Below are 13,139 nucleotides of genomic sequence, written 5' to 3'. Positions count from 1 at the left end.
ACGACGTGCCGCCCGGGGACGACGTCGTGGTGCACCGCCGCGCGACCGTGCCCGCCGAGCTGTCGGCCGACGTGTGGAGGATCTGACATGAACGACCACGCCCGACCCGGGCAACACGTTCCCGCACGCCCCGGCACGTCCGCCATGACCCGAGAGGCCCTTCTGGACACCACCGCGCGTTCCGTCCCTGCCCGCAACACCGCTGCCCTCTCGCCCGAACCGCTGTCCGAGCAGACCCTGGCCCGGCACGCCGAACGGGTCCGGGTGCCCGGTTACGACCGGGCCGCGCTGACCCCGGCGGTCGTCCACTTCAGTGTGGGCGGGTTCCACCGCGCGCACCAGTTGGTCTACTTCGACGACCTGGCCGAGCAGGGCGAGACCGGCTGGGGCGTCATTGGGGTGGGCCTGCGGTCACCGGCGATGCGCGACGCCCTGCGGCCGCAGGACTACCTGTACACGGTGGTCGAGCGCAGCCGGGACGGCGAGCGCGCCCGCGTGGTCGGCTCGATGGTCGACTACCACTTCGCCCCGGAAGCCCCCGACGCCGTGCTCGCCGCGCTCACCGACCCGCGGACCCGGCTGGTGACCATGACGGTGACCGGTACGGCGTACCGGATCGACCCCCGCACCGGCGAGTTCGACCCCGACGACGACGACGTCCGCGCTGACCTCGACGACCCGCACCACCCGCGGTCGCTGTTCGGGTACATCGTCGAGGGCCTCGACCGCCGGCGCCGGGCCGGGCAGCCCCCGTTCACCGTGCTGTCCTGCGACAACATGCAGCAGAACGGCGAGACCACCCGGGCCGCGGTGGTGGGCTTCGCCGGGCTGCGCGACGAGGTGCTGGCCCGCTGGATCGTCGACTCGGTCTCGTTCCCCGGCAGCATGGTCGACCGGATCACGCCATCGACCAGCCTCGAGGACCGCGACGACGTCGCACGCCGGTTCGGCGTCGACGACCGCTGGCCGGTCATCACCGAGCCGTTCTCCCAGTGGGTCATGGAGGACGAGTTCTGCAACGGCCGTCCCCCGCTGGAGGACGTCGGTGTGCAGTTCGTGCCCGACGTCGGCGGCTACGAGTTGATGAAGACCCGGCTGCTCAACGCCGGCCACAGCGCGCTGGGGCACCTCGGTCGCCTCGCCGGGCACGTCCGGATGGACGAGGTGATGGCCGACCCCGACCTGAGCGAGTACGTCACCCGGTTGATGGCCGAGGAGATCGCCCCGCTCCTGCCCGCCCCGGCGGGCATCGACCTGGACCGGTACCAGCGCACCCTGCTGGCGCGGTTCGCCGATCCGGCGATCGCCGACCGGCTGGAGCGGCTGTGCCGGCGCGGTTCGTCGAAGATGCCGCTGTACGTGCTGCCCTCGTTGCGCGCGGCTCTGGACGCCGGCCGGCGCGCGGACCTGTTGACCCTGGCGGTCGCCGGCTTCTGCCGGTACCTGCGCGGCACCGATCTGCAGGGCCGCCCCTTCCCGCTGCACGACGAGCGGGCCGAGGAGCTGCGCGCGCTGGCCGTCGCCGGGGGCACCGACCCCCGGCCCCTGCTGGGCGTCCGGGCCGTCTTCGGGGACCTCGGCGATCGGCCCGAGTTCGTCGAGGCGCTCACCGGCGTCCTGCACCAGCTCGACCGGGACGGCGTGCGGGCCACCCTCGCCGCCAGGCTGGACGCCGCCGACCCGGTCCGCCACGATGCCGCCAACCCGGCACCGAGCCGCCGGGGCCGCCCGCCGTCCGCCCGGCGCCGCACTCCGGACCCCACCGGGACGACTCTGGCGGCGACGGTCGCCGGCAGCTCACTGATGCCGGCATGACACCTCCCCGTCCCATCGACCCCCCGAGGAGGGTGCCCCCCATGCCCGAGATCCCCATCGAGCTCGTCGACCGACTCCAGGCCCTGCTCTGCGACGCCGACGGGAACCTCTTTCCCTCGGAGGAGCCCGCCTTCGTCGCCTCCGCCGAGGTCACCAACCGGTACCTGGCCGCACTGGGCAGCGACCGGCGGTTCACCGCCGAGGAACTGCGCCTGGCCACGACGGGCAAGAACTTCCGGACGACGGCGGCCGACCTGGCCACCGCCGCCGGCGTCCCCGCCCCCGACCTCGATCCGTGGGTCGCGGAGGAGAAGCAGCAGGTGACCGCCCATCTGAGCCGGGTGCTCGTGCCCGACGACGAGGTGACCGTCGCGCTGAGCACGCTGGGCCGGCACCTCACGCTGGCCGTCGTCAGCTCCAGCGCGCTCACCCGACTCGACGGCTGCTTCACCGCCACCGGGGTGGCCGAGCTGCTCCCGGCGGTCCGCCGGTTCAGCGCCGAGGACTCGCTGGGCACCCCCACCAGCAAGCCCGACCCGGCGGTCTACCTGCACGCCTGCGCAGCGCTCGGCATCGCCCCGGAGCAGGGGCTGGCCGTGGAGGACTCCCTGCCCGGCGCGCTGTCCGCCGTCCGGGCCGGTTGCCCGACCGTGGGCAATCTGCGCTTCGTCGCCCCGGCCGAGCGCGCCGAGCGCGCGGCGCAGCTGCGCGAGGCCGGCGTGCTCGCCGTCGTCTCGTCCTGGCAGGAGCTCACCGCCCTGCTGCTGCCGGGGCTGGAGCGCCGCGCCGCCGGGGCCCCGCTGGCCGCCGCCGGGGCCGGTGAGGCCCGGTGAGGATCGTCTACAACAGCTTCATCGGTCGGTACTCCGACAGCCCCCGGGCGATCTTCGAGGCGCTCCGCCGCCGCGGGGACGACGTGGAGCACGTCTGGCTGGCTCGTGCCGACCGGGTCGGCGACTTCCCGGCCGGAACCGCGACGGTCGAGCACGGCACGCCCGAGGGCCGCGCCGCCCTGGAGTCCGCCGACGTCGTCGTCTCCAACGACCACCTGGCCCTGGACTGGGACAAGTCGCCGGGCACCACCTACCTGCAGACCTGGCACGGCACCCCGCTCAAGCGGATCCACAACGACGTCATGTGGGCGCCGGAAGGGCGGCTGGCGTACCTCGAGCACGACATCGCCCGCTGGGACCACCTGCTGTCACCCAACGCGGCGAGCACGCCCCGGTTCCGCAAGGCGTTCGGCTTCACCGGCCCGGTGCACGAGACCGGGTACCCGCGCAACGACGTGCTCAGCTCCCCGGACCGGGAGCGGCTGCGCGCGGAGGTGCGGGCCGAGCTCGGCATCGCCGACGGGGCGACGGCGGTGCTCTACACGCCCACCTGGCGGGACGACCTGGTGTTCGGTGCCGACCGGAAGGACTTCGCCTTCCCGCTGGACCTCCACGACTTCGCCACCGGTCTGGGCGAGGACCACGTCCTGCTGCTCCGGCTGCACTCGATGGTCTCCGACCGGCTGGAGGTCGCCGAGGGGGCGCCGATCCGCGACGTGTCGCGGTACCCGGACATCAGCCACCTCTACCTGGCCGCCGACGTCCTGGTCACCGACTACTCGTCGACGATGTTCGACTTCGCCGTCACCGGGAACCCGATCATCAACTTCACGTACGACCTGGAGTACTACCGCGACGAGCTGCGCGGCTTCTACTTCGACCTGGCCGAGGCCGCGCCCGGCCCGCTGCTCATGACCAGCGACGAGGTGGTGGACGCGATCCGTGCACTGGGGGACGCCGGCCCTGCACCGACCGACCGGTACACGGCCTTCCGGCAGACGTTCTGCTCGCTGGAGGACGGCCACGCCACCGACCGGGTGCTCGACCTGTTCTTCCCCCGTACCACCCCGACCGAACCGAGGAGATGAGCATGCGCACAGCTGACCCGATCCTGACCGGGGGACGTGATCGGCGGTCGCGCACGGCCGCCGGCCGCCGCCCCGCCGACACCCGCGCCCCGCAGGTGGTCATCCTCGCCGCGGGGATGGGCACCCGCCTGGGCCGCAAGCTGCCCAAGCCGCTGACGCCCCTGATGGACGGGCGCAGCATCATGGGGCAGCAGCTGGACGGCGTCCGGGCCGTCTTCGGTGGGAGCACCGCCGTGACCGCGGTGGTGGGCTACCGGGCGAAGGCGGTCATGCGGGCCCAGCCTGACCTGCTGTTCGCATTCAACCCGGACTTCGCGACCACGAACACTTCGCAGAGCCTGCTGCGGGCGCTGCGGTCCTCCCAGCCGGGGGGCGTGCTGTGGATGAACGGCGACGTGGTCTTCGACCCGGCCGTCCTCGACCACGCCGCCCCGCTGGTCCAGGCCGACGAGAGCTTCGTCTGCGTGGACACCTCCACCGTCGCCGACGAAGAGGTGAAGTACACCCTCGACGCCGACGGGTTCGTGCGGGAGCTGTCCAAGACCGTCGTCGGTGGGCTGGGCGAGGCGGTGGGCATCAACTACGTGGCCGCCGCGGACAAGCCGGTGCTGATCGAGCACCTCGCGGCGTGCGCGGACAGCGACTACTTCGAGCGGGGCATGGAGACGGCGATCCAGCAGGCCGGCCTGCGGTTCCGGCCGCTGGACATCTCCCGCTTCTCCGCGGTGGAGATCGACTTCGCCGACGACCTCGCCCGGGCGAACACCTGGCTGGGCTCCCGCGCCGCTCTCGAGCCGCTGGACGAGCTGGCCTGACCACCGCTGCCCTGGTCCGGCGGGCTCCCCGACGGACCGGGGCGGGTGGGCGCCGGCGCGGTGCGGGCCTGCTCCCTGCCCCGGGCTCGGGGTGTGTTCGCGGCTGTTGACGGGCAGGATGATCGCGACGCGATCAACTCGGAGGTGCTGCAGTGTTCCGCAAGAAGAGCCATGCCGAGGTCATCGGTGCCGAGTTGCAGGAGGGCCTCGCGCACATCGGCGCCGCGGTCACCGAGGCGAGACGGGCCACGTCGGAGCAGCTGAAGCCGCAGGTGGACGCCGCGGTCAAGGCCGCCCAGCTGGCCTTCGCGGCCGAGGTGGCGCCCCGTGTGGGGGCGGCTACCGTCGCGCTCGCCCCGCACCTGGCGGCCGCCCGCGATGCACTCGAACCCCGCCTGGAGCTGGCGCAGAAGACGCTCGCCCCGCGACTGGAGGCGGCGCAGAAGGTCTACGAGGCCGACGTCGTCCCGCGGATCGACGCCGCCACGAGGTCAGCGCTGGCCAACCTGGAGACCGCCGTCGCGGCCGCCACCCCGAAACTGGAGGCCGCCGTCGCCGCCGCCGCGCCCCGGCTGGAGGCGGCCCGCGAGGCCGCCACCCAGGCGGCCGCCGCGGCCGCCACCACCGCCGCGACGGCAGCCACGACCGCTGCCGCCACCTACGGCCCCAGGGTGACCGCCGCCCGCGACGCCACCGGCCCGCTGCTGGAGAACGCCCGGGAGTCGCTGGCCTCCGGCGTCGAGGCGGCCCGGGCCCAGCTGGACGCCCGTGGTGCCGAGCTGGCGGCCAGTGCCGCCGCCCTGGGCGCCACCGCCGCGCAGCAGACGGAGAAGGTCCGCAGGGACGCCGCCGTGGCCGCCGAGGTGGCCCGTGACCAGGCTGCCCTCCGCGTCGCCGCGCTCCGCACGGCGGCCGAGGCCAACCGCAGGGCCGCGGGCAAGCAGGCCGAGAAGCTGGCCGCGAAGGCGGAGATGTTGTCGAAGCAGGCAGCCAAGCGGCGGGCGGAGCTGGACAAGGCCGCCGCCCGCGCGCGCAAGCAGGCGGCGAAGCGCACCGCGGAGGCGGTGACCACGGTCAGGCGCGGTGCGGGGCTGGAGAAGAAGCCCCGTCGCTGGCCGTGGGTGCTCGCCGTCCTGGCCGTCGTCGCGGCCGGTGTGGCCGTGCTGCTCCGCAAGAAGAACGCCGACGATCCGTGGACGCCCGCGCCGACCGGCGACGGCCCCGTGCCCAGCTACCGAGAGGACCCCGTGCCCAGCGCACCGAGCAGCCCCGCCGCCCCCGCGGGCGGAACCGAGAGCGCCCAGTCCCAGAGCGGCAAGACCGTCTCCTCCGCCCAGTCCGCCCCCGGCGACGCCACGCCGCCCAGCAGCGACCTGGGCACCCAGGAGGCGCAGCTGACCCGCGGCTCCGAGGACCGCAGCTACGGCAACCGGCCGGACACCGCCACCGGGTCGAGCAACGAGTTCGACGCCCCGGTCACCACCGCCGGCGGTACCGCCGCCGCCACGGAGGGCGCCGGCGCCGTGGACCCGGAGACCGACGCGACCAACGCCACCGGCACTCCCCGCGGCGCGGCCGGCACCCCGGTGGCCGACCGGGGAGTCGAGCCGGGGAACGGCGGCAGCAAGGCCTGAGCACCCGCTCCGGACCCCGGCGGGCCCGGCGTCGCTTCCGCACGTGGAGGCGGCGCCGGGCCCGTTCGCAGTTCCGGGCCGGGACGGCCGTGCGGTCGTGAGCCCGGCGGCTCCTCCGCCCGTCGGGGGTACCGTGCTGACCATGAGCGAGGCGCCGACGACCATTCCCGGGGCCGCGTCCGGCATCGAGCCGGCCGGCCGGAAACTGCTCCGCCTCGAGGTGCGCAACAGCCAGACCCCGATCGAGCGCAAGCCCGAGTGGATCAAGACCAAGCTGAAGACCGGCCCGGAGTACACCGAGCTGAAGTCACTGGTCCGCCGCGAGGGCCTGCACACGGTGTGCGAGGAGGCCGGCTGCCCCAACATCTACGAGTGCTGGGAGGACCGCGAGGCCACCTTCCTCATCGGCGGTGACCAGTGCACCCGGCGCTGCGACTTCTGCCAGATCGACACCGGCAAGCCCGCCGACTTCGACGCCGACGAGCCGCGGCGGGTGGCGGAGAGCGTGGCCACCATGGGCCTGCGCTACGCCACCATCACCGGCGTCGCCCGTGACGACCTGCCCGACGGCGGCGCCTGGCTGTACGCCGAGACGGTGCGCCAGATCCACGAGCAGATCCCCGGCTGCGGCGTCGAGCTGCTCATCCCGGACTTCAACGCCGAGCCCGACCAGCTCGCCGAGGTGTTCTCGTCCCGGCCCGAGGTGCTCGCGCACAACGTCGAGACGGTCCCCCGCATCTTCAAGCGGATCCGGCCCGGCTTCCGGTTCGAGCGCTCGCTGTCGGTCATCACCGCCGCCCGCGAGGCCGGCCTCGTCACCAAGTCCAACCTCATCCTGGGCATGGGCGAGGAGCCGCACGAGGTCGTCGAGACCATGCAGGCCCTGCACGAGGCCGGCTGCGACCTGCTCACCATCACCCAGTACCTGCGGCCCAGCGTCCGGCACCACCCCGTCGTCCGGTGGGTGAAGCCGGAGGAGTTCGTGGAGTTCTCCGCCGAGGCGGAGCGGATCGGCTTCCCCGGCGTGCTGGCCGGTCCGCTGGTGCGCAGCTCCTACCGCGCCGGGCGGCTCTACCAGCAGGCCGCCGAGGCCCGCGGTCTGACTACGACACGGTGATGTAGCCCCTCGGCCGGCTGCCGGGGCCCGCCGCGAGCTTGTGCGTGGCGGGGAGTAGCGGGTCCTTTGACTATCCTCGTGGACATGGCACGCAGCAGGTCCACCGACAGCTCCGCCCCCGCCGGCGCCAAGGAGCCGAAGGGCGCCACGGCAGCCAAGGCGGCGAAGGCCCCGAAGCTCGGCAAGGACGGCAAGCCCAAGGTCTCCCGGCTGAGCAAGGTCAAGGCCCAGGCCCGGATGATCCGGCAGGCCTACTCGCTCACCTACCGCAACGACCGCAAGCTGCCGTGGGTGATGCTCATCGCCTTCGTCTCGGTCTTCGCCGTCGTCGAGGTGCTCGGCATCGTCTTCGACGCACCGTTCATGGTCCTGCCCATCGCGATCCTGCTCGGTCTCCTCGCGGCTCTGGTCATCTTCGGCCGGCGTGCGCAGGGTTCGGCCTACCGGCAGGTGGAGGGGCAGCCGGGCGCCGCGGCCTGGGTGCTGGAGGGCATGCGAGGTGACTGGCGGGTCAGCACGGCGGTGGCCGGCACCCGCGAACTCGACGCGCTGCACCGGGTGCTGGGCCGGCCCGGCGTGATCCTGGTCGGTGAGGGCTCACCTCAGCGGGTGCGCGGGCTGATCGCCGCGGAGAAGCGGCGGATCGCCAAGGTCGTCGGCGACACCCCGATCTACGACGTCAGCGTGGGCGACGGCGAGGGCCAGGTGCCGCTGAAGAAGCTCAACACCCATGTGGTGAAGCTGCCCCGCAACCTCTCCGCCGGCGAGGTCAACGCACTGGCGAAGCGGATGTCCGCGCTCGGCGGGGCCCGGCCGCCGGTGCCCGGGGGCCCGATGCCCGGCGGCCGGCAGATGTCGGTCAGCCAGCGGCAGGTGCGGCGGCGGTGACATGGCGATCCTCCGGATCGCACCGCGGCCAGGTGCCGTCCCGGCTGCCGCTGAGCCGTTGCCCGCGTTCCCGGCGGGAGCCTGCGGCCCCGCGCCGGGCCCACGGAGCCGAGCACGCTCGGCGTAGATGAAAGCAGCCGCTCCGTCGAGAGCCGGTGTTCCCTCGCGGGACACCGGCTTTCCGCTTCTCAGTCCCGGATGACGGCCGTGGCGGTGAGCCGGTCGTGCAGGCCACGGCCGTCGACGTCGACCACCAGGGCGGGCACCAGCAGCGCCAGGAGCGCGGTGCGGACGACGGCCCGCCACAGCGCCAGCCGCCGGCCGGCCTGCGGGTGGGCCAGCCGCAGGCCCAGCAGCCGCATCCCCGGGGTCTGGCCGGTGGCGGCCAGGAAGCCGATGGTGATCAGCACGAACGACAGCAGGCTCCAGTTGCCGGGGAGCTCCGGGGCGGTGAACAGCCCGGCCACCAGGGCGGCCGCGATGGCATCGACGGCGAAGGCCCCGATGCGCTGACCGAAGCCGGCCAGCGACCCCGGGCCGCTGGCCGGAAGCCCCAGCGCTGCGCCCCGGGCCCGCTCCTGGAATGGTGGTGCCGGCTCGGTTGCCATGCGAGTCAGCGTAGGACGCGGACCGCCGGCCCCCGGCGGACGTCCCTGCTCCACCCGACGACACGCCGGCCGCGACGTTACGACGACGAAACACAGGGGTCACTCCCGGGCAACTCCCCGCTCGTAGCTTCGAGTCCGAGCCTGGCCGTCCACTCCCGGAGGATCGATGTTCAACAGTCCCGACGAGGTCACCGCGTACATCCGCGACAACGACGTGAAGTTCGTCGACGTCCGGTTCTGCGACCTGCCCGGCGTCATGCAGCACTTCACCATCCCGGCGCAGACCTTCGGTCCGGACACCTTCGCCGACGGCCTGGGGTTCGACGGGTCGTCGATCCGGGGTTTCCAGACGATCAACGAGTCCGACATGCTGCTGCTGCCCGATGCCAGCAGCGCGTACGTGGACCCGTTCCGCGCCTACAAGACGCTGAACATCAACTTCTTCATCCACGACCCGATCACGCGTGAGGCCTACAGCCGCGACCCGCGCAACGTGGCGAAGAAGGCCGAGGCCTACCTGGCCAGCTCGGGAATCGCCGACACCGCCTACTTCGGGCCGGAAGCGGAGTTCTACGTCTTCGACTCGGTGCGGCACAGCACCTCGATCAACGAGGGCTACTACCACATCGACGCCGTCGAGGGTTCCTGGAACAGCGGGTCGGTGACCGGGGAGAACGGTGGCCCCAACCTGGGCTACAAGACGCAGACCAAGGGCGGGTACTTCCCGGTCGAGCCGATCGACCACCAGAGCGACCTGCGTGCGTCGATGATGGTCAACCTGGCCAACGCCGGGCTGGAGCTCGAGCGCGGCCACCACGAGGTGGGCACCGGCGGTCAGGCCGAGATCAACTACAAGTTCGACACGCTGCTGCGCTCGGCCGACAGCCTGATGCTGTTCAAGTACATCATCAAGAACACCGCCTGGGCGGCCGGCAAGAGCGCCACCTTCATGCCCAAGCCGCTGTTCGGTGACAACGGCTCGGGCATGCACTGCCACCAGAGCCTCTGGAAGGACGGCGAGCCGCTGTTCCACGCCGAGACCGGCTACGCGGGCCTGTCCGACATGGCCCGCCACTACATCGGTGGCCTGCTCAAGCACGCGCCGTCGCTGCTGGCCTTCACCAACCCCACGGTGAACAGCTACCACCGGCTGGTGCCCGGCTACGAGGCCCCGATCAACCTGGTCTACTCCGCGCGCAACCGGTCGGCGTGCACGCGCATCCCGATCTCGGGCGACAACCCGAAGGCCAAGCGCATCGAGTTCCGGGTGCCCGACCCGTCGGCCAACCCCTACCTCGCCTTCTCGGCGATGCTGATGGCCGGCCTGGACGGCGTCCGCAACAAGATCGAGCCCCCCGCCCCGGTCGACAAGGACCTCTACGAGCTGCCGCCCGAGGAGGCCCTGGGCATCGAGAAGGTGCCCGCGTCGCTGGACGCCGTCCTCGACCGGCTCGAGGTGGACCACGACTACCTGCTCGACGGTGGCGTGTTCACCCCCGACCTGATCGAGACCTGGATCGAGTACAAGCGCGAGAACGAGATCGACCCGATCCGGCTCCGCCCGCACCCGCACGAGTTCGCGATGTACTACGACATCTGAGCTGCGGGCCGCACGGCCCCGCAGCTGCGCGTCCGCACAGCCCCCGCCCCGGTCGCCCGGGCGGGGGCTGTTCGCTCGGTGCCGGGCACCCGCGGTCAGGGCAGCGAGTACCCGGACGGGCGGACCTGCAGGTCACCGCTGCCGGGATCCTCGGAGAACAGCAGGGCCCCGCTGCGCCGGCTGCCGGGCGGCACGTAGTCCACCGTCGCACTGGACTCCTCGACCTCGGTGCCGTCGCGGGACAGCACGCCGGTGACCTGCACCTGCACGGCCGTCTGTCCACCGGTGTTCGCGATCCGGTAGTGGACCGACCAGCCATTGCCGGCGGTCTCCACGCCGGTCACGGTGACCGACAGCTCCGGTCCGGTGTCGCGTACGACGGCGGCCTGGTAGATCAGGAAGCCGAGCAGCAGCAGCACGAGCAGGCCGCCCAGGCCGCCCAGGACGTACTCGCCCGTGCTCGTCCGCTCCGGCTCCGGCTCCGGCTCGCCGCCCTGCCGGTCGCTCTCACTCATCCGGTCTCCCTCTCACAGGATCAGCCGTGCGGCAGCGGCGCCGACACTGGCCGGCAACGCCAGCACCACCGTCTGTCCCACCACGACGGGCAGGCCGACACCGTCGAACCGGCCGAAGGTCCACAACAGGAAGGCGGACACGGCGAAGGCTGCGACGTAGCCGACCACGGTCAGGTTCCGGAACGAGCGCAGGAACCCGGTGGCCTCCTCCTGCCCACCGAAACCCACCCAGTACACGAAGCCGTGCATCAGGACGAGGCTCAGGACGACGAGGACGGCGGCGTTGCGTTCGCCCAGCTTCGCGGCCAGCAGCACGACCTCCTCCGTGGGCGCGATGTTCGCCGCGAAGACGACCGCCCCGGCGGCCATCAGGAACACCTCGTGGCCGTACCGCGGCGCCTGCGGCCGTCGGCTGCCCGCACCGAGCTGGCTGCGGGCGTACGACGCGCCGATCGCGGCGGGCAGGATCTCGATCACGACCACCGAGAGTGCGCTCTGCCGGTCCTGCACCGGGTCGATGACCGCCAGGACCACGAGCACCACCGAGGCGGTCAGCAGCGCCACCACCAGGGCGACCCCGGCGTCGGCCAGGTAACCGGCCCGGCTCACCCCGCCGGGGCCGGCACCGAAGTAGTGGGCGAGCCCGATCACCAGGACCACCGTGGCCAGCACCAGCAACGCGAGCCGGTACCGCTCCACGGTGTGGCCGAGGCGCCACACCTCCATGGTCATGAACAGCGGCAGCGCGAAGAGCAGCGCGCCTCCCACGGCGCGCCCCACCCCCGTGGCCAGGTGCTCCGTGTCGGTGGTGGCGCTCATCCGGTCGACGCAGGGATCAGCCGGCGCCCCGCGCCCCGGCCGGCCTCGGACGGTCGCAGCGCTCGGTGACCCTGGCCGGGCACGTGGGCATCGCTGTCGCTGGGCGCATCCATCGGCCCAGCTTCCTCCTGGGCGCGACGGTCCGCGGGCCGGGTGATCACCGCGGCGCGTCCCCTACAGCTCGCCGCGACGGGCCACCGGCAGCAGCCGCACGGTGAGCAGCGCGGTCAGCCCCGCGGCCACCGTCAGGGGCACCGCGGCCGAGGTCGCCCGCGCCGCCTCGGCCACCAGGTACGGCGCGGCGAAGCCGACGTAGGCACAGGCGAGGAACAGCGACGTGAGCGCGCCACGGCGGGAGGGCGCAGCGAGCCGGGCGGTGAGCGTCAGGCCCGCCGCGAGGCACAACCCCCCACCCGCGCCCAGCAGCAGGGAGGCCGCGACCAGCCACGGCAGGGCCGTGGTGACGGCGAAGGCCGCGGCCGCAGCGAAGCCGGCGACCCCGAGCACGGTTCCGGCGACAGCGGTCCACGGCCCGAGCCGGCGCTGCAGGCCCGCGACCAGCGTGCCGGCGCCCAGCGTGGCGCCGGCCACCACCCCGGTGACCAGGACGCCGGCGCCCGGGAGCTCGACGAGCAGCGGGACCGCCGAGACCACCGTGGTCGGCAGCGCGTAGACGCACACGGCCACCGGCGCCAGGACGGTCAGCACCACGAGGCCGTCACCCCGCCCGATCAGCGGTGCAGCCGGCCCGCCGGCCGGATGCCGCGGGCCGGGGGCGACCTCGACGGTCTCCGGGAGCCGCCTGGCGAGCGTCAGGCCGATGACGACGAGCACCGTGTGCAGCAGGTAGGGCAGCACCGTGGGGGCCGGAGCGTACTGACCGAGCACCCCGCTGACGAACGGGCCGATCGAGAAGCCGGCGGTCATCGCGACCGCGGCCCGCCGTCCGCCGGCCCCCTCCCCGGCCGTCAGCGACAGCTCACCGACCCAGGCGCTGACCACGCTGAACACGACACCGCTGACGACACCCTGGAGGAACCGCGCCCCGAACAGCAGCGTCACCGAGTCGCCGGCCAGGGCGAAGGCCACGGAGGCGAGCGCCGACAGGGCGATACCGGGGAAGGCGACCCGACGGCGGCCGAGCCGGTCGGACAGCGGACCACCCAGGAACAGCGCCGGCACCAGACCGGCGGCGTAGAAGCCGAACAGCGCGGTGAGCAGTTCGGGCGACAGGTCGAGCCGCTCCTGGTAGACGAGCAGCAGCGGGGTCGGGACGTTGGTGCCCGCCGCCACGGCGAACAACGCGAACACGGCCCGCTTCCACGTCACCGGCGCACCCTACGGACCCGGGCAACCGAGGCACCCGGCCGGCTGCTCCCAGCAGCCGGCCGATCGGCCTGCGCGAGG

12 protein-coding genes are annotated in these 13,139 nt (G+C 73.2%); 8 read left to right on the top strand and 4 right to left on the bottom strand.

Going from position 1 to position 13,139, the window contains the following annotated elements; translation table 11 throughout:
• Nucleotides 1–144: 144 nt before the first annotated feature.
• The 7 genes from ACYVG5_RS07915 (at nucleotide 145) to ACYVG5_RS07885 (ending at nucleotide 8,190) form a co-directional block, all read left to right on the top strand.
• A complete protein-coding gene (locus ACYVG5_RS07915; protein ID WP_222045356.1) occupies nucleotides 145–1,815 on the top strand; it encodes a mannitol dehydrogenase family protein in 1,671 nt (556 codons plus the stop codon).
• A gap of 41 nt (nucleotides 1,816–1,856) precedes the next feature.
• The gene (locus ACYVG5_RS07910) at nucleotides 1,857–2,648 is read left to right on the top strand and encodes an HAD family hydrolase (protein WP_246629412.1); all 792 of its coding nucleotides are present in this window, start codon (nucleotides 1,857–1,859) and stop codon (nucleotides 2,646–2,648) included.
• Nucleotides 2,645–3,736, top strand: a complete 1,092-nt coding sequence (locus tag ACYVG5_RS07905; RefSeq protein WP_222044665.1) for a CDP-glycerol glycerophosphotransferase family protein — start codon at nucleotides 2,645–2,647, stop codon at nucleotides 3,734–3,736. Before ACYVG5_RS07910 ends, ACYVG5_RS07905 begins: the two co-directional genes overlap by 4 nt.
• A gap of 2 nt (nucleotides 3,737–3,738) precedes the next feature.
• Nucleotides 3,739–4,551, top strand: a complete 813-nt coding sequence (locus tag ACYVG5_RS07900) for a phosphocholine cytidylyltransferase family protein (RefSeq protein WP_222044663.1) — start codon at nucleotides 3,739–3,741, stop codon at nucleotides 4,549–4,551.
• A gap of 152 nt (nucleotides 4,552–4,703) precedes the next feature.
• Entirely contained in the window at nucleotides 4,704–6,185 is a 1,482-nt protein-coding gene (locus tag ACYVG5_RS07895) for a hypothetical protein (protein WP_222044660.1), read from the top strand.
• 142 nt (nucleotides 6,186–6,327) lie between these two features.
• The gene (gene lipA, locus ACYVG5_RS07890; protein ID WP_222044658.1) at nucleotides 6,328–7,302 is read left to right on the top strand and encodes a lipoyl synthase; all 975 of its coding nucleotides are present in this window, start codon (nucleotides 6,328–6,330) and stop codon (nucleotides 7,300–7,302) included.
• Between the two features lie 84 nt (nucleotides 7,303–7,386).
• Nucleotides 7,387–8,190 carry a DUF4191 domain-containing protein gene (locus ACYVG5_RS07885; RefSeq protein ID WP_222044656.1) on the top strand — a complete coding sequence of 268 codons (804 nt, stop codon included), beginning with the start codon at nucleotides 7,387–7,389 and terminating at the stop codon, nucleotides 8,188–8,190.
• Nucleotides 8,191–8,378: 188 nt separating this feature from the next.
• Here ACYVG5_RS07885 and ACYVG5_RS07880 read toward each other — a convergent pair whose 3' ends face one another.
• Nucleotides 8,379–8,798: an RDD family protein gene (locus tag ACYVG5_RS07880; protein ID WP_222044654.1), complete on the bottom strand. Its 420-nt coding sequence runs from the start codon at nucleotides 8,796–8,798 to the stop codon at nucleotides 8,379–8,381.
• Between the two features lie 166 nt (nucleotides 8,799–8,964).
• Here ACYVG5_RS07880 and glnA point away from each other — a divergent pair, with 166 nt between their 5' ends.
• Nucleotides 8,965–10,398, top strand: a complete 1,434-nt coding sequence (glnA, locus tag ACYVG5_RS07875; RefSeq protein ID WP_222044652.1) for a type I glutamate--ammonia ligase — start codon at nucleotides 8,965–8,967, stop codon at nucleotides 10,396–10,398.
• 95 nt (nucleotides 10,399–10,493) lie between these two features.
• Here the strand turns inward: glnA and ACYVG5_RS07870 are convergent, their stop codons facing one another.
• The 3 genes from ACYVG5_RS07870 to ACYVG5_RS07860 all read right to left on the bottom strand — a co-directional run bounded on the left by ACYVG5_RS07870 (nucleotide 10,494) and on the right by ACYVG5_RS07860 (nucleotide 13,061).
• Entirely contained in the window at nucleotides 10,494–10,913 is a 420-nt protein-coding gene (locus ACYVG5_RS07870) for a TIGR02588 family protein (protein ID WP_222044650.1), read from the bottom strand.
• A gap of 12 nt (nucleotides 10,914–10,925) precedes the next feature.
• The gene (locus tag ACYVG5_RS07865) at nucleotides 10,926–11,732 is read right to left on the bottom strand and encodes a TIGR02587 family membrane protein (RefSeq protein WP_222044648.1); all 807 of its coding nucleotides are present in this window, start codon (nucleotides 11,730–11,732) and stop codon (nucleotides 10,926–10,928) included.
• Nucleotides 11,733–11,906: 174 nt separating this feature from the next.
• Nucleotides 11,907–13,061, bottom strand: coding sequence for an MFS transporter (locus ACYVG5_RS07860; protein ID WP_222044644.1), 1,155 nt, complete (start codon nucleotides 13,059–13,061; stop codon nucleotides 11,907–11,909).
• Between the last annotated feature and the right edge of the window lie 78 nt (nucleotides 13,062–13,139).

The sequence above is a fragment of the Modestobacter lapidis genome, assembly GCF_054780755.1.
The sequence above is the reverse complement of the archived record's forward strand: the minus strand, read 5'-3'. Positions and strand labels throughout refer to the sequence as shown.